The sequence below is a fragment of the Nocardioides psychrotolerans genome, from assembly GCF_900113685.1.
GTDB lineage: Bacteria > Actinomycetota > Actinomycetes > Propionibacteriales > Nocardioidaceae > Nocardioides > Nocardioides psychrotolerans.
Map to the genome: position 1 here is coordinate 15,333 of NZ_FOQG01000017.1, position 20,769 is coordinate 36,101.

The 20,769-nt window shown below is 65.1% G+C and carries 19 protein-coding genes; 8 read left to right on the forward strand and 11 right to left on the reverse strand.

The genetic code is table 11. From position 1 onward, the window contains the following. Nucleotides 1-71: 71 nt before the first annotated feature. Both BM204_RS17690 and BM204_RS17695 read right to left on the reverse strand, forming a co-directional pair. Nucleotides 72-1,031: an asparaginase gene (locus BM204_RS17690; RefSeq protein WP_091116143.1), complete on the reverse strand. Its 960-nt coding sequence runs from the start codon at nt 1,029-1,031 to the stop codon at nt 72-74. Next, nucleotides 1,028-1,396 (reverse strand): phosphomannose isomerase type II C-terminal cupin domain, encoded by a 369-nt coding sequence (locus BM204_RS17695; RefSeq protein ID WP_091116145.1) that lies wholly within the window; start codon nt 1,394-1,396, stop codon nt 1,028-1,030. Before BM204_RS17695 ends, BM204_RS17690 begins: the two co-directional genes overlap by 4 nt. Nucleotides 1,397-1,495: 99 nt before the next feature. Here BM204_RS17695 and cysC point away from each other — a divergent pair, with 99 nt between their 5' ends. From cysC to BM204_RS17725, 6 genes are all read left to right on the forward strand, one after another. Then, complete coding sequence (gene cysC / locus BM204_RS17700; protein WP_246166593.1) at nt 1,496-3,262, forward strand: adenylyl-sulfate kinase; 1,767 nt, start codon at nt 1,496-1,498, stop codon at nt 3,260-3,262. Then, a complete protein-coding gene (locus tag BM204_RS17705; RefSeq protein ID WP_091116149.1) occupies nt 3,250-4,260 on the forward strand; it encodes a sulfite exporter TauE/SafE family protein in 1,011 nt (336 codons plus the stop codon). The genes cysC and BM204_RS17705 overlap by 13 nt, the downstream gene beginning before the upstream one ends. A 93-nt stretch (nt 4,261-4,353) precedes the next feature. Beyond that, entirely contained in the window at nt 4,354-5,268 is a 915-nt protein-coding gene (gene cysD / locus BM204_RS17710; RefSeq protein WP_091116152.1) for a sulfate adenylyltransferase subunit CysD, read from the forward strand. Then, on the forward strand, nt 5,268-6,518 hold the full coding sequence (locus BM204_RS17715; RefSeq protein ID WP_091116153.1) for a sulfate adenylyltransferase subunit 1: 1,251 nt from the start codon (nt 5,268-5,270) through the stop codon (nt 6,516-6,518). The genes cysD and BM204_RS17715 overlap by 1 nt, the downstream gene beginning before the upstream one ends. A gap of 146 nt (nt 6,519-6,664) precedes the next feature. Next, nucleotides 6,665-7,561: an SDR family oxidoreductase gene (locus BM204_RS17720; protein ID WP_091116156.1), complete on the forward strand. Its 897-nt coding sequence runs from the start codon at nt 6,665-6,667 to the stop codon at nt 7,559-7,561. A 2-nt stretch (nt 7,562-7,563) separates the two neighbouring features. After that, nucleotides 7,564-8,694: a glycosyltransferase family 4 protein gene (locus BM204_RS17725; RefSeq protein ID WP_091116158.1), complete on the forward strand. Its 1,131-nt coding sequence runs from the start codon at nt 7,564-7,566 to the stop codon at nt 8,692-8,694. Nucleotides 8,695-8,715: 21 nt separating this feature from the next. On the opposite strand, the gene BM204_RS17730 is transcribed toward BM204_RS17725, so the two are convergent. Further along, nucleotides 8,716-9,822 carry a glycosyltransferase family 4 protein gene (locus BM204_RS17730; protein ID WP_091116159.1) on the reverse strand — a complete coding sequence of 369 codons (1,107 nt, stop codon included), beginning with the start codon at nt 9,820-9,822 and terminating at the stop codon, nt 8,716-8,718. After that, nucleotides 9,804-11,066, reverse strand: coding sequence for a glycosyltransferase (locus tag BM204_RS17735; protein WP_091116162.1), 1,263 nt, complete (start codon nt 11,064-11,066; stop codon nt 9,804-9,806). Before BM204_RS17735 ends, BM204_RS17730 begins: the two co-directional genes overlap by 19 nt. A 303-nt stretch (nt 11,067-11,369) precedes the next feature. On the opposite strand from BM204_RS17735, the gene BM204_RS17740 reads away from it, so the two are divergent. Then, nucleotides 11,370-12,836: a lipopolysaccharide biosynthesis protein gene (locus BM204_RS17740; protein ID WP_256215776.1), complete on the forward strand. Its 1,467-nt coding sequence runs from the start codon at nt 11,370-11,372 to the stop codon at nt 12,834-12,836. Nucleotides 12,837-13,426: 590 nt separating this feature from the next. Then, nucleotides 13,427-14,263 carry a hypothetical protein gene (locus tag BM204_RS17745; protein ID WP_091116167.1) on the forward strand — a complete coding sequence of 279 codons (837 nt, stop codon included), beginning with the start codon at nt 13,427-13,429 and terminating at the stop codon, nt 14,261-14,263. Between the two features lie 14 nt (nt 14,264-14,277). Here BM204_RS17745 and BM204_RS17750 read toward each other — a convergent pair whose 3' ends face one another. The 7 genes from BM204_RS17750 to BM204_RS17780 are packed head-to-tail and all read right to left on the reverse strand — an operon-like array spanning nt 14,278 to nt 20,768. Continuing rightward, on the reverse strand, nt 14,278-15,771 hold the full coding sequence (locus tag BM204_RS17750) for an O-antigen ligase family protein (RefSeq protein ID WP_091116169.1): 1,494 nt from the start codon (nt 15,769-15,771) through the stop codon (nt 14,278-14,280). Beyond that, nucleotides 15,768-16,610, reverse strand: coding sequence for an SMP-30/gluconolactonase/LRE family protein (locus tag BM204_RS17755; RefSeq protein ID WP_091116171.1), 843 nt, complete (start codon nt 16,608-16,610; stop codon nt 15,768-15,770). Before BM204_RS17755 ends, BM204_RS17750 begins: the two co-directional genes overlap by 4 nt. Further along, nucleotides 16,592-17,317 (reverse strand): SDR family NAD(P)-dependent oxidoreductase, encoded by a 726-nt coding sequence (locus tag BM204_RS17760; RefSeq protein ID WP_091116174.1) that lies wholly within the window; start codon nt 17,315-17,317, stop codon nt 16,592-16,594. Before BM204_RS17760 ends, BM204_RS17755 begins: the two co-directional genes overlap by 19 nt. Beyond that, nucleotides 17,314-18,219, reverse strand: a complete 906-nt coding sequence (locus BM204_RS17765; RefSeq protein WP_218031330.1) for a phosphoglycerate dehydrogenase — start codon at nt 18,217-18,219, stop codon at nt 17,314-17,316. Before BM204_RS17765 ends, BM204_RS17760 begins: the two co-directional genes overlap by 4 nt. A 29-nt stretch (nt 18,220-18,248) precedes the next feature. After that, the gene (locus BM204_RS17770; protein ID WP_218031331.1) at nt 18,249-18,914 is read right to left on the reverse strand and encodes an acylneuraminate cytidylyltransferase family protein; all 666 of its coding nucleotides are present in this window, start codon (nt 18,912-18,914) and stop codon (nt 18,249-18,251) included. A gap of 37 nt (nt 18,915-18,951) precedes the next feature. Further along, nucleotides 18,952-19,917, reverse strand: coding sequence for a glycosyltransferase family 2 protein (locus tag BM204_RS17775; RefSeq protein WP_091116181.1), 966 nt, complete (start codon nt 19,915-19,917; stop codon nt 18,952-18,954). Further along, nucleotides 19,896-20,768 carry a hypothetical protein gene (locus tag BM204_RS17780; protein ID WP_218153748.1) on the reverse strand — a complete coding sequence of 291 codons (873 nt, stop codon included), beginning with the start codon at nt 20,766-20,768 and terminating at the stop codon, nt 19,896-19,898. The genes BM204_RS17775 and BM204_RS17780 overlap by 22 nt, the downstream gene beginning before the upstream one ends. Between the last annotated feature and the right edge of the window lies 1 nt (nt 20,769).

Genomic DNA, 20,769 nt, shown 5'->3' on the forward strand with positions numbered 1-20,769 from the left:
ATAGTGCTAACTCTAGTTAGCAAAATGCAAACTCAGGCAGCGTGACGTCTCCCACAACCGAGACCAAAGCCTCAGAAGGTCGCCCGGATCTCCCCCACCGGCACTCCCCCACCGAGCAGCTCGAACACCCCGGTGGCCCGCACAGCAGCCCCGTCGACCCATGCCTCGACGTCGACCCCGCTGCGCTTGAGAGCAGCCGCCATCAGCACCGGTCGCACCCGCGGCGCACCGTCGTCGGTCTTGAGGGCGAATGCCCGCCCGTCGGGGAGAGCCACGACGTAGCAGGACTCAGCACCGGCCTTGCCGATCGACCCCGGCATTGCGGTGAGCAGCGCGAGCTCGTCACGGCGCGTCCCGGAGACGAACTCCGGGTGCCGGCGGATCGCGTTGGCAACGCGAGCCTCCGGCCCGTCCGTCGCGACGGCCAGCGTCCGGAAGGCCCGCCCCAACCCGATCAGCGACGTCGACAACAGCGGCGCACCACACCCGTCGACAGCGACCACGGTCACCGGCTCGCCGGTGAGGTCGGCGAACGTCTCGAGGATCGCCCGCTGCAGCGGGTGGTCCGGGTCGCAGTAGGTGGCGAGGTCCCACCCGTTGATCGCGCAGGTGACAAGCATCCCGCTGTGCTTGCCCGAGCAGTTCATCGCGATCGGCGTCTTCGCCTCACCGGCCCGGATCACCTCGATGCGCGCCTCGTCGTCGAGGGGATAGTCCGGCGGAGTCTGGAGCAGTGACTCGTCCAGGCCGGCTGTGGCGAGGATCCGACGGGCACCATCGATGTGGAAGGGCTCGCCCGAGTGGGATGCGCACACCAGGGCCAGGAGGTCATCGGGCAGGTCCAGGCCGAGGCGGACCATCGCGAGAGCCTGGAGCGGCTTGTTGCAGGACCGGGGGAGCATCGGCTCGTCGACGACCCCGAGCCGCCAGTCAACCTCGCCTCCGCGGTCCAGGGCGACGACCGAGCCGTAGTGGTGTCCCTCGACGAACCCCGAGCGGACGATCTCGGCGACGACCACCGGGGACGTCACGCCTGTGTGTCCTGCTGGCTCGCGCGGCCGAAGTCGTCCTCGAGCCGGTGGATGTCGTCCTCACCGGTGTAGGCGCCCTGCTGGACCTCGATGATCTGCAGGTCCTCGGAGTGACGGTTTTCTAGCCGATGCGCGGCTCCCATCGGGACGTCGATGCACTGACCGGGCGATGCCTGGACCTCGACCCCGTCCACCACGCAGGTGGCGATGCCGAAGATGACCACCCAGTGCTCCGAGCGGTGCTGGTGGGTCTGGTAAGACAGCCGCTTGCCGGGGTGGACGACGATGCGCTTCACCTTGTAGCCCTGGCCATCCTCGATCACGTGCCAGGACCCCCACGGACGATCCTGCGACAGCTCACTCAACGGGGGTCCTCCACGGGTCATCGACGTCTGGCAGTCAGACGCTACCAACGGTGGGGCACGCGGTTCGCCCAGGCTCGCCCCGGTGAGAGGATGGCGCCCGTGTCGAACCCCCGCGTCCCACAACACTGCCCGTCACAGCGCGAGCTCGACGACCTCGAGCTGCTCATGAGTGGAGCGCTCGCACCGATCTCCGCCTTCAACGAGCAGGGCAGCCCCGTCACCCTCACCCTGCCGGCGAGCGTCGCCGAGGAGGCTGCGGCCGCCGGGGCCGTGGAGCTCGTCGACCCCGAGGGCCTGCCACTGGCTCGTGTCACGCTCGGCGATGCTGGCTGGACCGCAGCTGCCCTGACCCACGCTCAGTACGGTCCGTTCCGGCGCTACTACCTCTCCCCTGCGCAGGTGCGCGAACGCTACGCCGGTCGCACGTTCGTCCCCGTGGTCGACGCGTTGACCGACGCTCAGCTCCAGGAGCTCAGAACGCTCGGTCCCGTCGTCCTCGTGGTCCTGGTCGGCCACGGCACCCCTGAGCTCTCACCGGTCGCCCTGATCCGCGCGACCCTCGCAGCCACCGGGGGCATTGATGCTGCTGTGGTCGCCGTCCCGCTCGCCTCGCACGACGACGCGGATGTCGACCACCGCCTCGGTGTCAAGGTGGTCGATACCTACGCCGGACCCGACCCCGTGCACGGTCTGACCGACGGCGGGGAGTTCTCGATCGACGTCGCCGCGATCGTTGCGTCCGACCGGCCCCGGCCCGAGGACCAGGGCCTGGTGCTCTTCTTCACCGGACTCTCCGGCAGCGGCAAGTCCACCCTGGCGCGAGCCCTGATGGACAAGGTCCTCGAACAGGGTGGGCGCTCCCTCACCAGCCTCGACGGCGACGTCGTCCGGCGAAACCTGTCGGCAGGCCTCTCCTTCTCGAAGGCCGATCGGGAGACCAACATCCGCCGCATCGGCTGGGTGGCTGCCGAGATCGCACGTCACGGCGGCGTCACCGTCTGCAGCCCGATCGCGCCGTTCGACGAGACCCGTCAGCAGGTGCGTCAGATGGTGGACGAGGCCGGCGGTGCGTTCTTCCTGGTCCATGTCGCCACCCCGCTTGAGGAGTGCGAGCGACGCGACCGCAAGGGCCTCTACGCCAAGGCACGCGCGGGCGAGATCCCCGAGTTCACCGGCATCTCGTCGCCCTATGAGGAGCCCGAGGACGCCGACATCCGCGTCGACACCACCGGCCGCACCATCGAGGACGCCCTCGACGACGTCATCTTGGCCCTCCGCGACGCCGGCTACCTCGACCTCACGGACGAATCGGTGGTCGAGCAGCCGATCAAGGTCCTCTTCGTCTGCACGGCCAACATCTGCCGCTCCCCTTACATGGAGCTCACCGCCCGCTCCCTGGCCGGACCAGACAGCAACGTCGCGTTCTCGAGCGCCGGCACGCACGGCTTCCGGGACCACGCGATGGACGCGGCGATGTCTCACTCGCTCGCCGGACGCACCACCAGCAGTGAAGGCTTCCGGAGCCGCAGAGTGACGACGGAGCTCCTCGAGGAAGCCGACGTGGTTCTCACCGCCGAGGCGACGCACCGCACGTTCATCCTCGACGACCACCCGCGCCAGTTCCGGAAGGTCTTTACCCTCGGCCAGTTCGCAGAGGCGGCCAGCAACGTCGAGCTCACCGGCCGGGAGCTCTTGGCCGCGGTCGGTGAGCGGCGCGGCACCGCGGAGAAGCGGCTCGACGTCGGCGACCCCTACGGTCGAGGCCCCGAAGCGGCCGAGGCGTGCGGCCAGCACATCGACTCCCTGCTGCGCGTCGTCGTCCCTGCGCTGACGGCATCCGAGAGGATCACCCCATGGACGACCTGATCACCACCGCCTTCTTCTCGATCCTCGCCGCCGGCTTCATCGTCGGCATCGTGGTCGGGCTGACCGGCATGGGCGGTGGGGCGCTGATGACACCGGCCCTGATCTTCCTCGGTGTAGGCGATGCCGCCACCGTCGTCACGGCCGACCTCACCGCGGCAGCCGTCTATAAGACCGGCGGCGCGATCGTGCACTCGCGCGAGGGGTCGCCCAACTTCGACCTGGCGAAGTGGCTCGTCATCGGCTCAGTGCCGATGGCGCTCCTGGGCCCGCACCTGGTCGCAGGCTTCACGACCGACGAGGACCAGCTCGACTACGTCCTCAAGATGTCGATCGGCTTCGCGCTGCTCCTCGCGGCGGCCACCTATGCGCTCCGCCTCTACATCAACCTGCGCCGCGTCCGCTCCGGCGCTCAGGCCGAGGACCCCAATCCCCAGATCCGCCCGTTGCCCACGCTCCTGGTCGGCGCCCTGGGCGGGCTCCTCGTCGGCATCACCAGCGTCGGCTCCGGCTCGGTCATCATGGTCGCGCTGCTGATGCTCTACCCCGGTCTCTCCGCGGTGAAGCTGGTGGGCACGGACCTGGTGCAGGCCGTCCCGCTCGTGATGGCCGCCGCGATCTCCAACATCGTCCTCAACGGTCTCGACTGGGGCCTGCTCATCCCCTTGGTGCTCGGCTCGGTCCCCGGCACTCTCCTCGGCAGCAAGCTCGCCCCTCGGGTCCCGCAGTCGTTCATCCGCCGCGGCATCGTGGTCGTGCTGACCATGTCCGGCGTCGCCCTGCTCGACAAGGCAGGCTGGGCTCCACTCGGCGTCGAGGAGACCCACCCGATCCTGATCGCCGGCATCGGCCTGGCGATGATCGTCTTGGTCCCCTTGGTCTGGGGGGTGCTGCGCAAGGAGCAGGGGCTTCCCATGTTCGGGGCCCCCACCGTGGCCGAACTGGAAGGCATCGACCAGGGACGCCGCTCCGCGTCGCCTGGAACAAGCCCTGATAAGTGACGCAACCCACTCGACATTCGGCGCGTTGTCGCCGCGCCCCTGAGACGTGGCTACGATGTGGGCTGCTGTCCACCGAGAGGTCCCTGTAACCCCATGACGCAAACGCATGCCGACTACCAGCTGAGCCAGCTCGACCAGCTGGAGGCGGAGTCGATCCACATCATCCGTGAGGTCGCCGCCGAGTTCGAGAAGCCCGTCCTGATGTTCTCCGGGGGCAAGGACTCCATCGTGATGCTCCGCCTGGCGGAGAAGGCGTTCTACCCGGCCAAGATCCCCTTTCCCCTGCTCCAGGTCGACACGGGTTACGACTTCCCCGAGGTCCTCGACTGCCGCGACAGGTGGGTCGACCGGACCGGCGTGCGCCTGATCGTCGCCAGCGTCGAGGAGGCGATCGCCAACGGCATCGTCATCGAGGACGGCAAGACCAGCCGCAACCGGCACCAGACCGGCACCCTGCTCAACGCCCTCGAGGAGGGTGGCTTCACCGCCGCCTTCGGCGGCGGGCGCAGGGATGAGGAGAAGGCCCGCGCCAAGGAGCGCGTTTACTCCCACCGCGACGAGTTCGGCCAGTGGGACCCCAAGATGCAGCGCCCTGAGCTGTGGAGCCTCTACAACGGGCGCCTCCACGCGGGCGAGCACATGCGGATCTTCCCGATCTCCAACTGGACCGAGCTCGACATCTGGGACTACCTCGGCCGCGAGGGCATCGAGATCCCCACCATTTATTTCTCCCACCAGCGCCGTGTCTTCGAGCGCGACGGGATGCTGTTGAGCGAGAGCGACTTCAACCCCACCAAGGCAGGCGAGAGCGTCGAGGAGCGCACCGTCCGCTTCCGCACCGTCGGCGACCTGACCCTCACCGGATGCGTCGAGAGCACCGCCAGCACCATTCCCGAGATCATCGACGAGGTCGCCATCGCCCGCGTCACCGAACGAGGCGCCACCCGTGGCGACGACCGATTCTCCGAAGCAGCCATGGAGGACCGCAAGAAGGAAGGCTACTTCTGATGGATCTGCTCCGTTTCGCCACCGCCGGCTCCGTCGATGACGGCAAGTCGACGCTCATCGGGCGACTGCTGCTCGACTCCAAGTCGATCTTCGAGGACCAGCTCGAAGCCGTCGAGGCCACCAGCGCCTCGAAGGGCTACGACTACACCGACCTGGCCCTGCTGACCGACGGTCTACGCTCCGAGCGCGAGCAGGGCATCACGATCGATGTCGCCTACCGCTACTTCGCCACCCCGGCGCGCAAGTTCATCATCGCCGACACCCCGGGCCACGTTCAATACACCCGCAACATGGTCACCGGTGCCTCGACCGCCGACCTCGGCCTGGTGCTCGTCGACGCCCGACAGGGCCTCACCGAGCAGTCGCGCCGCCACGCGGTGATCCTCTCCCTGCTCCGGGTCCCCCACCTGGTGCTCTGCGTCAACAAGATGGACCTCGTCGACTTCTCCCAGGAGGTCTACGACAAGATCCACGCCGAGTTCCGCGCGTTCGCCACCAAGCTCAACATCCCCGACCTCGAGGTCATCCCGATCTCCGCGCTCGCCGGTGACAACGTGGTCAACCGCTCCGAGAACATGGACTGGTATTCCGGCCCCACGCTCATGCACCACCTCGAGCACATCCACGTCGCCTCCGACCGCGATCTCGTCGACGTCCGCTTCCCGGTCCAGTTCGTCGTGCGCCCCAAGTCCGACGAGCACCACGACTACCGCGGCTACGGCGGCATGGTCGCTGGCGGCGTTATGAAGCCGGGCGACGAGGTCGTCGTCCTGCCGAGCGGCATGACGTCCAAGATTGCCGGCATCGACCTCTTTGACAAGGAGATCGCCGAGGCCTTCCCGCCGATGTCGGTGACCGTCCGCCTCGAGGACGACGTCGACGTCTCCCGCGGCGACATGATCGCCCGCCCTGCCAACGCTCCCAAGCCGAGCCAGGACATCGACGCGATGATCTGCTGGATGACCAACGAGCCACTCAAGCCCCGACAGAAGCTGGCCATCAAGCACACCACCCGGACCGCTCGTGCCCTCGTCAAGGACATCCAATACCGCCTGGACATCAACACCCTGCACCGCGACCAGGAGACCAAGGAGCTCGGTCTCAACGAGATCGGCCGCGTCCAGTTGCGCACCACGGTGCCGCTGCTGTGCGACCCCTACTCCAAGAACCGCACCACCGGCTCCTTCATCCTCATCGACGAGGCCACCGGCATCACCGTCGGCGCTGGCATGATCAACAACGCCAGCTGACCATCGACTCCGCGAGCAGCGTTATCGTCTTCGGCGCATTCGTTACCTGCACGACACGAAGGCTGGCGAGGTCAGTCGCGGGTCTCGCGTAGCGTCATGTCCATCGGGCACACACGTCCTGAAGTGATCACAAGGAGTCGACTCGCATGAAGGTCTACGTCGCGGGCAGCGGTGGCATGCTTGGACACGCAGTCCACAAAGTCTTCAGTGAGAAGCACGACGTCGAATGCTCCGACATCGACGTCAACGACGAGTGGCTCTCCTACCTCGACTTCCGGGACTTCCAGGCCTACGACAGCGCGGTGACTGCCTTCCAGCCGGATCTCCTGATCCACCTGGGCGCCCACACCAGTCTGGAGTACTGCGAGGAGAACAAGGAGGACGCCTACCTCACCAACACCGTGAGCGTCGAGCACGCGGCGACCCTCGCCAACAAGTACGACGTCCCGCTGGTCTACATCTCCACTGCGGGCATCTTCGACGGCCAGCAGCTGACCTACGACGACTGGGACAAGCCGAACCCCCTCGGTGTCTACGCGCGTTCAAAATACCTCGGTGAGGTCCTCGTGCAGCAGCGGGTCTCGCGACACTTCATCTGCCGTGCCGGCTGGATGATGGGCGGCGGTCCTGCGAAGGACAAGAAGTTCATCATGAAGATCATGAAGCAGCTCAAGGCTGGCGCCACCGAGCTGTCCGTGGTCGACGACAAGCTGGGCACCCCCACCTACACGATCGACTTCGCCACCAACCTGGAGGCCTTGGCCACCAGCGAGCACTACGGGCTCTACAACATGGTGTGCGGCGGCGAGACCGGCCGCTTCGAGGTGGCCGTCGAGCTGGTCAAGGCGCTCGGCCTGGCGGACAGTGTCAAGGTGGTGCCGGTGAACTCCGACCACTTCAAGGAGGAGTACTTCGCGCCACGTCCTCCGTCCGAACGTCTCATCAACTACAAGCTCGATCTCCTGGACATGAACCTCATGCGGGACTGGCGAGTCTCGCTCGCCGAGTATGTCGAGGACTACTTCGACGGATACCTCGACTAGGCATGGCGCCACCGTCCCGCCCTTCCCTGCGCATCGCATCCTTCGGCTTCCGCAGCCTGCCCCCGCGAGAGGGTAGTGCCGGCGCCGACAAGTTCGCAGTTGAGCTACTTCCTCGCTTGGCCGCTCGCGGCCATCGGGTCGTCGCCTACAACCGCGGCTACTTCGGTGAAGCCCGGATCGCCCCGCATGACTTCCGGGGCGTCACCGTGCGCACGATCCGTACCTTCCGGCGTTCCGGTCTCGAGGCGCTCTGGCACTCCTTGCGCGTCGCCGTCGACATCATCGCCTTCAACAGGGCCGACGTCGTGCACATGCAGAACGGCGGGAACAGCCCGTTCGGACTCCTCCTGCGGGTCTTCGGCAAGCGCACGGTCCTCACAGAGGACGGATTGGAGTGGGAGCGCGACAAGTGGTCCGCGCTCGGCAAGCTCTACCTGCGCGCCACCACGGCCCTCACCGGACGGGTTCACAGCGCCGTAGCCTTCGACAACGTCTTTGCGAAAGAGTACTTCGAGGAACGGTTCGGCAAGCAGTACGACCTCATCGCCTACGGCTCTGACGTCGACTACGACGCCAGTGGACTGGAGGTGCTGGATCGCCTCGGCCTGGAGCCTGGCGGGTATTTCCTCTTCGTCGGGCGCTTCATTCCGGACAAGGGCCTGCACTACCTGGTGCCGGCCTTCGAACGACTGGACACCAAGAAGCAGCTGGTCATGGTGGGGGGCTCCAAGCCGCGTTCGGAGTACGAGGACGGTCTGCGCGAGACGACAGACCCACGCATCCTGATGCCCGGCTACCTCTACGGGCCGGAGGTGCACGCCCTGATGAGCAACTGCTACGCCTACGTCCAGCCGTCAGACCTCGAAGGCCTCTCACCCGTGATCCTCGAGAGCTCGTTCCTCGGCGCGCCCATCATCTGTTCCGACATCGAGACCAACCGCTTCATCCTGGGCGACCTGGGGATCTACTTCCGTCAGGGGGACGCGGCAGATCTCGAGCGGACCCTCGGCATCGCCGTGGAGGACCGACGCGCGCTGCGTGACCAGGCAGCAGCTCAGCGAGCCCACATCGTCGCGAACTTCTCCTGGGAGAGTGTCGTCGACGCCTACGAGGGCCTCCTCCGGGGTGTCTAGCAAGGCACAGTGGGCCTGCAGTCACTCGGCCAGCAAGAAGGTGGCCATCTGAGGGACGATCGTCCGCCACGCGAGCCTGTCATCGAGGATCTGGGGCGTCGTTTGGTGCTGCATGTCAGCGATCCCCTCCAAGAGCGATCGTGCGGAGAGGGTGCCGGTGAGCAGCCGACCTTCCGGGGGCAGTTCGGTGCGGATGTCGCCCACGTCGGTCGCAAGGACAGGCACCTCGAATGCGATGGCGAGCTTGAGCACTCCGCTGGTCGATCCCTCGAGATAGGGCAACACCACGACGTCTGCTGCTCGGAAGTACTTCTGGACGTCACGATGAGGCACTCGACCCAAGTCGACCCGCAGCCTCGGCAGCACCTCGTCACCCCGCACCACAGCACGCAGTTGGGGAGACTGGGCCGAGACGAAGTCCTGACCTGCGGCCAGGAACAGCAGGGCCGGGTCGGTGCTCTCGCGTGCAGCCTCGACGAAGAACTCGAGCCCCTTGCGCTCCTCCAGGTTGCCGAAGAAGAGCGCCACCCGGTGAGCTGGGTCGATGCCCAACGCGGCTCGCGCCTCAGCGCGCGTCAGGTGATCGACGTCGAAGATGTCGTAGCGACCATGAGGCACGACCAGCACCGCACCATCGACTCCCACCTCCCTCAACCGTGACTCCGCGTCCTCCGAGTGCACGATGAGCTTGGGGAAGGAACGGTAGTAGAAGTGCAGGGAGGCCGTTGCCAGCCTCCCGCCAGCATGCGGGACAACGTCGTGAACCACCACCGCCACAACAACGCCACGTCGTCTGAGGTATCGCACCGCAAGCGCGTCGAGAAAGGAAAGCTTAAGCGGACCTTGAAACACGACCGAGCAGGCGTTCAAACGGGGGACGCGCCGCAAGAACCGCAACAGGTCTTGGAGGTAGTGGCGCGACCGACGGAACGCGGTCTCGACTGGGACGCCCAGGTCGCGGTAGAAGGGCTCGATCGAATCCGCCGTCATGAGCAACACGTCGTGCGCGGGTGTGAGCTCACGGCACATCGACACGGAGTAGTCAGTCAAGCCAGAGTTGCCGGTGAAGCACACGACCACCACAGGGGTGCCTGAGCCGGCGCCCGGCGTCATCTGCTCGCTGCGCACAGGTCCTGCGCTTCGCCATAGAGTTCTTCCAGTCGCGACAGGTGCTGAGCGTCGGTGACGAAACGACGAGCCACGGCGTCGAGGAGGTCCGGCTGTCCGGCCCTCCCGGAGTCGATCTCTCTCGTGATCGCCTGAGCGAGACCATCGACGTCGCCGGCCGGAAAGACCGCCCCGGTCGCTGCCTCCACCATCTCGGGGAGCCCGCCCTGGTCGCTCACGATGGCCGGCACTCCGTGCTGCAGGCTCTCGCGCACGGTGTAGGGGCTGTTCTCCGCCCATTTGGACGGATGCACCGTAACGATCGACGAGGCGAGGATCTCTGTCAGGGACTCGCGTTCGTATCGCCCACAGAACTCGACGCGCTCGACGCCCAGCGCCGCTTCCCGCAGGCGGGGTTCGTCCGCCCCACTGCCGTAGAGCTTGAGCCGCGCATCCGGTCGGTGACGGGAGACATGCGGCCAGGCGTGGATCAGGGTGTCCACCCCCTTCTCCACCGACAAGCGGCCGATGTACGTCACATCCTGGCGGTCTGGCCGATGCGATCCTGGCAGATGGGCCGTGTCCCCCCACGACAGGTCGAGGTAACGCACCCTGCCGCGGACCGGGCTACCTCGTCCCTCGAGGAGGTCGGCCATGAAGTGTGACGGCGCGTGCACGATCCCGGAGTTGCGTCGCCAGACCCCGTTCGAGACAGGGAGCTCCGCTGCAGCGACGATGGAACTGGCCAGGGAGCCCTTCACGCACTGGGTCTCGATGATGCTCCTCACCCTCTGGCTCGTGGTGGCATCGACGCACTTGACGCACGGCTGCCCGCGCCCGTCGTCCCAGAGCCGCTGGTTGGAGCAGACGAACTTGTACTCGTGCGCTGTGGTCAGTGTGGGAACAGCGCGACGGGTCGCCGCGCGCACGACGCTGGGAGTGAGCTGGTAGCAGGTGCTCTGAAAGTGGACAACATCTGGTCGGAAGGCGTCGAGCGCCTCCTCCATCACACGAGCGGCAGAGAATGAGTAGATGGAGGTTGCTGCGCTCCTGACCTTGGTCGCCACGGACCCGTAGTAGTCTCGGCTCGGCGACAGGAACAGGGGCCCTTGCAGGTCTGGCATCACGCGGTCACCGTCAGGAGGGTTCATGCCGAAGAACGCCAACTCGTGGCCTTCGCGCTCGAGGTGCCGTCCTAACCACGAGATATAGGTCTCGACTCCGCCGACGTGGTGAAGGAACTTGCTTGCGACCAGGACTCTCACCGCTGAGCACCCTTGGCGGGGTCAGGGGAACTGCCTTTGAGCCGTGCACGTTCCAGGGCGTCACCATTGTCAGTCACGCGCGCCATTATGCAGACCACCGAGGCGCCGGCGAAGTCGCACTGCTGACAATCGGGGCACCAGCTGCAGGCAAGTGAGGCCTCGGTCATCATCCATGGAACCTGTCTCCCGATTCGAGGCACAGAATCGACCCCGCGCGGGGTCCAGGCCGCCTGGGTTCGAGATGATGTCGTCACACTCGTGCAATCGGACAGGACGAACGCGCTCGATGATGGGACCCAGGTGATGAAGCGATCGCGCGGAGCATCTGTCTCCAAGAGTCACCCTGATGTTTCATCCAGCGACGGAGGACCCGGCACTCGTACGACATGGACGGCAGCGAGCTACACCCTCGTGGCCGCCGCGCAGAAGGCCAGCGGCTTCATCCTGCTCGTCGCCTTCACGCGGGTCCTGTCCCCCTCCGACTACGGCCAGGTGGCCCTCTTGACGGCGGTTGGGTCGCTGTTGGTCATGTTCCTGACTCTCGGTCTCGAGCCGCGGATCACCTATGCCTACTTCCGAGCAGGGGATGAGCTGGCCGACTACCTCCGGGTAGCGAGGAGGGTCACGTTCTATGTCCCGCTCGTCCTCGCGGCGAGCTTGGCCGCCGTTCTCGCCCTCGTCCCCATTCCGTTGCAAGGCGCCTGGATCCTGCAGTGTGTGGGCTCGTGCCTTCTGGCGGCGGGCACGACGTACGCCTATGCAGTGCTGCGTGCGTCGAGACAGGTCGTCCCCTATGCCACCTTGGCCTTGACGATCCTGGCCACCCAGGTGGGGACGCGTGTGCTGATGGTCGCCGTGCTGCAATGGGGCCCTACGGGCTGGGCGGCCGGGGACCTGGTCGCGGGACTTGTTGCCATCGCCGTCAGCCAGTTGGCGCTTCGACGCCTCCACACCCCGGGCTCCCGCAACCCGAAGTACACGGCGTGGTCAGTCACCAGGGAGGGCCTTCCACTGGTCCCGCACTACCTGGCCCAGTGGGGCCTCTCGCTCAGCGACCGACTCATCCTCGCCATGTTCGTGTCGAGCGCACTTGTCGGTGTCTACTCAGCCATTTACCAGATCGCCGCTGTCACGAGCCTGGTGCTCAACGAGGTGAGCCGGGCCTTCATGCCCCTTTATGCCAAGAATCCACCTGGCTCGGCCCACATACCTCGCATCGTCAGGAGCCACCTCAAGGTGTCGTTCGTCGTGCACGGTGTCTTCCTCGTTGCGGGCTTCGCTGCGATCGAGGTGATCCTGCCTCCAGCCTTTCGTTCTCACGACGAGATCTTCCCCCTGCTCTCCCTGGGCGCTCTGGCCTACGGTCTCTACTTCATCCCCATGAACGGCCTGACTCTGATCTCTGGCATCACTTCGCGGGCTCCGGTGATCTCCCTGACGGCCCTCACCCTCAATGTCGGCCTCAACCTCACTCTCAACAGCATCTGGGGCCTGTGGGGGGCGGTTGTCGGGACCGCTCTCGGATACTCCACCCTGGCCGGCACGGCACTGTGGTTCGAGGCCAGGACCCGCGCAATCCCGTGGCAGGACCTCCTGCGGAGGCAGCCCTGGACCAACAGTGCCTATCTACTACTGGTGTCGGCCACCCTGGCCGCAACCTGGCCCGGCACGATCCGAGTCGTTGCGCTCAGCACCGTGTCATGTGTCGTGGTCGCCTTGGCCGTCAGCACACTTCGGGACGAACGGCGCCGCTTGCGGTTTGCTCGGTGAGCCACACGCGGGTCAGCGCCGGGCGTCCTCACGATAGGCTCCTGCCTGGCAGTTGGCGGTCGCCGAACGCATGTGCGAGCGCCACCTCCCAGGGTCCTCGCGACCCGGAGACTGCGCGGCTCACAGGGCAGTGAGTGTCATCCCGGACAAGGGGACTACGAGCACCAGGTCATGGAAAGGTCATGGACACGCCGATGACATCGCCAAGCACTCCTTCAAATCAGAACGCCGATGCCTACGGTCGACGGCACCGAATCCGGGCGGCAGTGCGACACACGTTGCGGCGCATGACTCGGCGACTCATGTGGACGTTCTCGCCTCCGCTGAGCGAGGGAACATGCTTCCTGCCCATGCCGGCGGTGGGCGAGCACAACGCCGGAGACTTCGCCACGCGATCGACGTGGTATCTGGGACGATGGTCCGCGCATGCCGCCCATCCTGGCCATGTCCCGGAGATTCCGGCATACCTGGACTCCTCCATCGACGTAGCAGGCGCTGAGCGAGTCCTAGCTCCTGGCCAACCAGTGCACCACCTGGTCTGGAAAGTCACGCCACGCACCTATGTCCGTGCTCTCTTGAGCCCTACCCGCGTGACGGTCGTCGACCCGGCGTTCGCGAAGGACGTGGACAGCGAGGGCTATCTCAACGTCGCGAAGCGACTGGGAGTCACCTTCCCCCGAGAGTTCCTGCCGGGTTCCTTGGCCTCCGCGTCAAGCGAGTGGGCGACGTCCGCCGCACTAGCGCTCGGGACCGGCCCCAGCGCAGGCTCGCTGGTGGGGGACCACACCATGTGGACCCATCGCATCGTCTGCAACTCAGCCATCCGCGACGGCGAACTCATGGAGCGCCTGCGTCCAACCCACATTTGCTTCGGCGATCCGGTTTTTCACTTCGGCCCAAGCGCATATGCGGGTGAGTTCCGACGCGACCTTCGACTCGTTGCCGAGAAGTACGACAGCCTCCTGGTGGTCCCTGGATATTGCGCCGGGCTCCTTGCGGCCAACCTGCCGTGGGCCCACGGGCGGATGATTCCCTTGGAGCTGTCGAGCAAGGAGTGGCACGCGCCGACCCTCGAGACCCTGGAGGTTAGGGTCACGGGCAACGTGCTAACTCAGCAGATGGTCCCGCTTGCCATCACTCTCGCAAAGCGCATCGACATAGGTGGCGCAGATGGCCGCAAGCCCGACGAGAAGTACTTCTGGTCCCACTCGCGGGCTCATCAGTACAGCGACGATCTGATGAACAGCGTCTTTGACGCCCATCCGGCGTTCTTCCGCGACACCGACTACGCCGACTACTACGCAGAGCACTGCACCGCGGTCGAGGAACTGTTGGCCTACGGCGAGGAACGAGGCCGCACCTTCCGCACAGTCACCAACTCCTACATCCCAGCACTCGCTCGACGCTTGGCGACGCCGCAGCAGTAGCCGGCGGTGTTCGGCTAGCGGTTGCTGGTGGAGGTCCCGTGCGCGCTCCCTGCTGACGTAACGACCCGTTCAGGAGCCGCGGTGAGACCATCGGCGCCCGCCGCCAACTCATCCTTGGTGACGGCGCCTCGGCTCGGTTGCGTCGCTGCAGCCAGCGCAAGACACGCGAAAACCCAGAACGTCTCGACCGCGTAACCGGGAGCCTGCGTGACTTCCGTCCCACCGCCGAGGAGCGCCGCAACTCCAGCGCACAGTGCAATCAGATGTACGCGGCTCGGCAGCAATGCCCCCCGCCGCAACGTGATGACAGCCGCGAGACCTAGGAAGGCCAGGCTGGCAACTCCGACCAGTCCCCCATCGAAAAGTTGCTGCAAGGTGGAATTGTGGGACGAGAAGCCAAGAAGCAACGGGTCACCATTCGCGTATGCGGCTGAGGCTCCTGAACTGCGCTGTCCAAACTCGCCGAACCCCACCAACCGGTGTATGAAGTCAACCTGCTCCTGCCAGAAGCTTATGGCCATGCTCCAGATGCGATCTCTTCCCTCTAGCGCTACGTCCGCCTCCGTATCGCCTCGGCTGAGGAAGGGGAACAGGGAAGCAGCAACATGGATCACTGGCTGCAGCACGACGACCGCGAGCAAGGGATAGACAAACGGAAGGACCATCGGGAAAGCAGCGAGGTAAACGGACGCCCGGGCGAAAATCAAAGGCGCCACGACGGACGCCACCAGGACCACGGCGGACACCACCAGAGCTACCCGCGTGTTCGCCGCCACCATAATGAAGATGCCTGCCAAGAGAGCAACTGCTCTGTAGACACGAACGGCCCGACCACCTTCGAGGCAGATCAGGCCAGCGGCGACAAAGATGGCAGCCATCAGCGGCGGGACAGCCAGGCTGCTGGTCAAAGGGAAGAAGACACGAATGCCACCCGTGCTGGAGTCCAGCGAGAAGGTCCTTCCCGCGGCCGCCGGAGATTCAACGCCCGCGAGGTAGCCCAGGACGTTCGCGATCAGAAAGAGCCCGACGCCATCGAGTAAGGACTTCACAACACTCGGGAACGGATATCGGCGGGCGCAGACAAGAATCAGGATCAGGGTTTCTGCGTGCCAGACCTGCACGTAGAGCGTCGTCAAGTAACGCGAGGCCGGCAACAGCAAGCTCAGCACGAGGGCCGCGACGATGAGAGGCTGACGGAACGTGTGTTCGCGTCGACGGCTCTGGGTCAGAGCCAAGATGATCAGGCCGGCGAGGACGAACGTGATGCGCCGCTCTGCAAAGGCCGTCAATCCAAGGACGGTCGGCATGAGCAGCAGGGGCAGTACGACCGTGTAGCCATCTCGCGCCGGGGGGGCAAAGCGCCTGCTCGTGCGGATGGCTGCTGCCAGAATGCCCAGACCCAAGCACACGAAGATGGCTGCGACCCCGACCCTGGTCGCTACGACGCCCGTGACGATCGCCAGCCCTACGGCCACGAAGGCGAAGCGGTCAAGCCTCAAGTTAGTCACGAGCCGGACACCAGCTCGGCGGCGTCACCGACGAACACGCGCGCCTTACGGTCGGTTGCCGCGGACTGCCCTGCGGTGGTGACCAGGACAAGTTCATCATCAACACCGCCAAAGGCAACCGAGGTTGGATAGGCGTCAGGAACCGTAGCGGTCACGAATTTGCGGGGCGACGTCGCTCCCACAACCAAACATCCGCGTCCCCAGAGCGCTGCCACCACGTGGCCGGACGGAGCAACCGCCAAGCCGTCCGGTTCGTCATCCTCGTCCAAGCGCAGCCATGGCTCGCGAGTGAGCCCGTGTTCCGTTTTGTTCACACGGTCGATCTGTGGCACCAGTGAGTCAACGTAGAACGCGGAGGTGTCCGTATCCCAGGACAAGCCGTTGGAGATGCCTACCCCTGTGAAAACCGGCTCAAGCACGGACGCCGCAAGGTCGAACTTGTAGAGAGATGCCCCAAGCGGTCTTCTGTCCATCGACATCGTCCCCACGTAGATGTCCCCGCAGGGCGTGAGCGCTCCGTCGTTGAAGCGGACATCGTGCGGAAACTTCCACTCACCGACCGTGATCATGGTGCTCTCGGACCAGGAGTAGACGTGCAGGCTGCTCCGAGACGCGACCAAAATGCGGTCATGGTCCAACGGCAGGGCCACCGTGGCAAACTCAAGTCCGGTCTCGCGGGTCTCTGCCGCCTCGTTGTTGTAGGGGTCCCAGCGGTGAAGCGTCGCTGCCAAAATGTCGACCCACTGGAACACGCGTGCCTCAGGGATCCAGTGAGGCCCCTCGAAGAGCCGTCCGTGCGGACCCGGCACGGTATGCCACTTCATTCGGTCCCCAGGCATGCTGAAGCTCCGCCGTCTACCACGAGTGTCGATCCCGTGATGAAGCTAGCGCCTGGGCCAGCGAGGAACGCCACAGCGGAGGCGATCTCGTCGGGCTGGCCGATGCGGCGAAGAGGCGTACGCGTCTCCAGCACGTGCCGTCGCTGCTTCGCATCCTCGGCACCCCAACGAGCAAAACCCTCACGTAGCTTGGCCGTATCGATCGCGCCCGGACGGACGGCATTGACGCGGATCTGAGGGCCCAGGTCGATGGCTGCCGACCTGACCCATCCCTCCAGAGCCGCCTTGGAGGTGGCGTAGGCGTTGATGCCTGACGTCGTCGCACTCGCATGCACCGAGCTCACGACCACTACCGAGCCTTGCTCGCGGCTGAGGTTCTCTCGAGTCGCGTGCACGAGGCTGTCGGCCGCAAGCACGTTGACCCGCATGGTCTCGACGAAGATCTCGTAGGGAGTGTCACCCGCAGCGGCCAACGGCTGCACTGCAGCGTTGTGGACGATCGCCGCCAGAGCGAACTGGTCGCTCAGTTGAATGGCAGCTGCTCGCAGGGAGGCGAGGTCCCCGATATCGATGCCTAGCCAGACATCCACGTCATGACACTCGTGCTGGTCGATCCCGACGACGATGAACCCGTCTCGCTTGAATTGTGCACAGATCGAAGTTCCGATACCGCCAGCCGCCCCCGTCACCACCACTGCACGCTTCATCGTGAACCCAGCTCTTCAAGCAGGATATCCACGGCCCGTGCACTCGCCCGCGCTACTCCCTCGCGGGTGTTTGAGCCGTTGTGAGCACCCAGGATTACGTTGTCCATCCTTCGAAGCCGACTCGTCTCGGGCAAGGGCTCGACCTCGAAGACGTCGAGGCCAGCGCCCGCGATCCCCCCTCGCTCGAGGGCTGCGACTAGAGCCACCTCGTCCACGACGGGACCACGCGCGACGTTGACGAGCAGGCCATCAGACCGCATAGAACGGAGGGCTCCGTCATCGATCAGGTGGAAGGTCTCACGGGTCAACGGGCAGGTCAGCACCACGAACCGGCTCTCTTGGAGCAGCACATGCAGGTCCAGGTCGATCGTCACGCCATGCGGTGCGCGCTCAGGCGGAAGGTACGGGTCGAAGCCGCGCACGTCCATGCCGAATCCGTGTGCTCGGTCCACCATGGCCTGGCCGATGACGCCCAGGCCCACGACTCCCAGGGTCGATCCACGGAGCGACGTGCCTTCGACCTTGGGCCAGTGCCCCTCGCGCACGGCCACGTCCACTTGGTGATGACGCCGGGCGAGCATCAGCAGATAGGCGAAGGCACTGTCAGCAACCTCTCCCCCGAAAACGCCCGGGGTGTTGCGGACAACCACGCCGTGCGCTTCAGCTGCGTCGTGGTCCACAGAGTCCATCCCGATGCCCCACCGGATCAGGACTCGCAAGTCTGGGCTGGACTCGAAGAACGAGCGATCCAGCTGGTCGTCACCCGCGATCACTCCCTGCACCCCTGACATCATCGGTGCGAGCTCCGAGGACAAGAACTGCTGTCCGGTCAAGGGCGGAGCCATCACCTCGAAACCGGCATCGAGCAGTCGCGGCAGGTGCACCGGAAGCTCGGCCTGCATCTGCGCGCATGTCACCAACACACGGTCCGTCATCGTACGCCGAACAGCTGGGACGCCTCGATGATCTCGGCAAGCCTGAACTCAGTCTCGACATCGATATCGGTCGCCTCCAGGGCATCCACCTCGACGATGGCGGGACTCTTCCCCAGCCGGTTGCCGCCGTCGCGCAAGGTCGCCTTGCTGAAGACGTAGAAGCAGGAGTTCTCCAGGTAGATGGGAGCGAGGTCCTGAGTCCTCGCCAACACCGCTGGGTCATGGTTGACAGCAGTCAGGTCCTCAGTCCACAGACGCCCCTGAATGCGGGTGGCGCCGAAGACCGAGTCGATCCCCTCGCTGTCGAAGAACCGTCGAATGGCCGCCTCGAACGTCTCGGCTCGCACGAACGGGTTGGTCGAGTGCGTCTGAAGGATGGCTTCGTAGTGAGCATGACCGATTGAGTGCTCAAGGACCGCGTTCATCGGCGTGTGCCCATCTCGCAGGTGCGCAGGCCGCTCCACAAGCGTCACAGAGGGGAAGACACGTGCAGCCTCCTCGAGGATCGTCTCGCTGTCCGTGTCGATGACGACCTCCCCCACCCCAGGAGTGGCGAGCAGCGTCGTGACGACATGCTGGTAGAGCGGGAGGCCGCCGAGCGGTCGGTAGTTCTTCCCAGGCACTCTTTCGCTCGAGTGCCGCATCGGGACGATGGCGGTCACGAGGTCCATGCTGTGGCCTTCCTGGCTGAGGCGTGCATCAGTCGTCGTAGTCGATGCGATTGCCGATAGCGTCATTGGGGGACAGACGAGCCAGGTCAGGGTAGTAGAACCGCCGGCGGAGCCCCTGGCTCATGCCTGGGTCGGTGCGGAACCCCTCCGCAGCACCAAGGAACTGGGCAGCCCTGAACTTGGGGATCTCAACGAGGTTGGTCTTCAACTGACGGTCCCGCATCGCGTGCCAGTAGTCGCTCGCAATGTTGATGCCGGCCAGCGCGACGGCCTCCCAGGCAGAGAACTGTTCTTCATCCATGATGGCCTTGTAGGCAATAGCCTCGCGGCGGTAACGGTTGCGGATCGTCGACCAGGTCTCCTCGTGAACGTGCACCACCGGAGCCTCAGCGACGTAATCCAGGCGCATGCCGAGCGCCAGCGCACGCTTGGCCATGTCGAGATCCTCCAAACCCGTGAGTCGCTCGTCGTAGCGCATCTGGGCCCAGACGTCCTTGCGGATGATGGCGTTGGCGTTGTTGCTGAACGGGTGCGGCTGGTTGCGGATGCTCTCGGTCGGGAACCACTGCTGCATGATCCGGGCCTCGGCGTACTTGGTGCGACCGTCGCCGACCTGCCGGCCGTAAGCAAGGGCTGTCGCAGGATCGGAGAATGGCTTGAGCATGTGGTCGACGAACGTGTCGTAAAGCGGATAGACGTGCGCAGACAAGATCAGGAGCAGTTCGCCCTTGGCAGCGTTACACCCGTAGTTAAGGGACCGACCAAACGTGAATTCCTCTTTAGAGATGTGGACCACCCGGCACCCGCCCTCGGTCGCGATCTTGACGGTGTCGTCCGCCGACCCCGAGTCGACGACGACGATTTCCTCCACGGGAGTCGTCTGGCTCCGCAGGCCCTGGAGAAGCCGCCCAAGGTGGGCCGCCTCGTTGTAGGCACGAACGACAGCAGTTACGCGCACGCCGCTACTCCTTTCTACGTGACCGACAGGGGCCACGCGCTGGCGACCAGTTTGACCGTTGACTCAATGTTGGTCCTGCTCGAGGCTCCGAACACAATGGCTTCCAGGTTGGGCAGGCTGGTCACCCACTCGATTGCCTCATCAGGGCGAATCGCACCCGACGCGTACACAGACATGGCGATCGGGCGGAAGGGACGATTCGCGAGCACGTCGACGTAGGCGTCCAAACCGCCACACATGCGGAATCCGATCTTGTTGATGTTGGCGCAAACGATTGGGTTATCGACCCCCACCTTGTCCAACGCATCGAGCAGCTTGGGGAGGTTCATGGTAATGAAGCCGGGCTCAGCGCCGTAGCGTGCCTTCACGTGGTCGGCGAAGATGCGAAAGGCGTCCACGAAACCCAGCCCGAGCAGAAGGTCAACCACCACGTTCTGAAGGAAGATGACGGGGGTCTTGAGTCCTTCGAACATCTTCATCTCGGCGTCGATAAGGAGGGTAGTCACTCCTTCGATGTCCTTCTTGGCCAACGACTTGCCTCCACGCATTGCCGCGTCGAAGAAGCCCTCGTCCGGCAGGAACTGACGGATCGCACCGATCACGCCAGCATCCGCCATGGCGTTGGCGTACTTGTGTGCGTAGGGCATGCAAGGGTAGAAAACTTGGTCCGCGTAGCGCTCGGGCTGCTCGCGCATGCGCTGAGTGACCTCCGCGATCCGGTCATGGGTGGTGCACATGAATGTGGTGACCCCACAGTCATAGGCAGAGTCGAGCACCGACATCACGGCGTCGACGGACTGAAAACGCATAGCCTGTGCCCGAGCCTTTTCCTCTGACATGTGGTTGACGCCAAAGAACTGGTTGTCGCCGAAAAGTAGTCGATCCATC

What these genes read in the sequence shown, in the direction of transcription:
- BM204_RS17755 (WP_091116171.1), bottom strand. Translation starts at nt 16,610, where the DNA reads ATGCCTGGGGACCGAATGAAGTGGCATACCGTGCCGGGTCCGCACGGA.
- cysD (WP_091116152.1), top strand. Translation starts at nt 4,354, where the DNA reads ATGACGCAAACGCATGCCGACTACCAGCTGAGCCAGCTCGACCAGCTG.
- BM204_RS17740 (WP_256215776.1), top strand. Translation starts at nt 11,370, where the DNA reads ATGAAGCGATCGCGCGGAGCATCTGTCTCCAAGAGTCACCCTGATGTT.
- BM204_RS17720 (WP_091116156.1), top strand. Translation starts at nt 6,665, where the DNA reads ATGAAGGTCTACGTCGCGGGCAGCGGTGGCATGCTTGGACACGCAGTC.
- BM204_RS17725 (WP_091116158.1), top strand. Translation starts at nt 7,564, where the DNA reads ATGGCGCCACCGTCCCGCCCTTCCCTGCGCATCGCATCCTTCGGCTTC.
- BM204_RS17715 (WP_091116153.1), top strand. Translation starts at nt 5,268, where the DNA reads ATGGATCTGCTCCGTTTCGCCACCGCCGGCTCCGTCGATGACGGCAAG.
- BM204_RS17760 (WP_091116174.1), bottom strand. Translation starts at nt 17,317, where the DNA reads ATGAAGCGTGCAGTGGTGGTGACGGGGGCGGCTGGCGGTATCGGAACT.
- BM204_RS17765 (WP_218031330.1), bottom strand. Translation starts at nt 18,219, where the DNA reads ATGCAGGCCGAGCTTCCGGTGCACCTGCCGCGACTGCTCGATGCCGGT.
- BM204_RS17780 (WP_218153748.1), bottom strand. Translation starts at nt 20,768, where the DNA reads ATGGATCGACTACTTTTCGGCGACAACCAGTTCTTTGGCGTCAACCAC.
- BM204_RS17705 (WP_091116149.1), top strand. Translation starts at nt 3,250, where the DNA reads ATGGACGACCTGATCACCACCGCCTTCTTCTCGATCCTCGCCGCCGGC.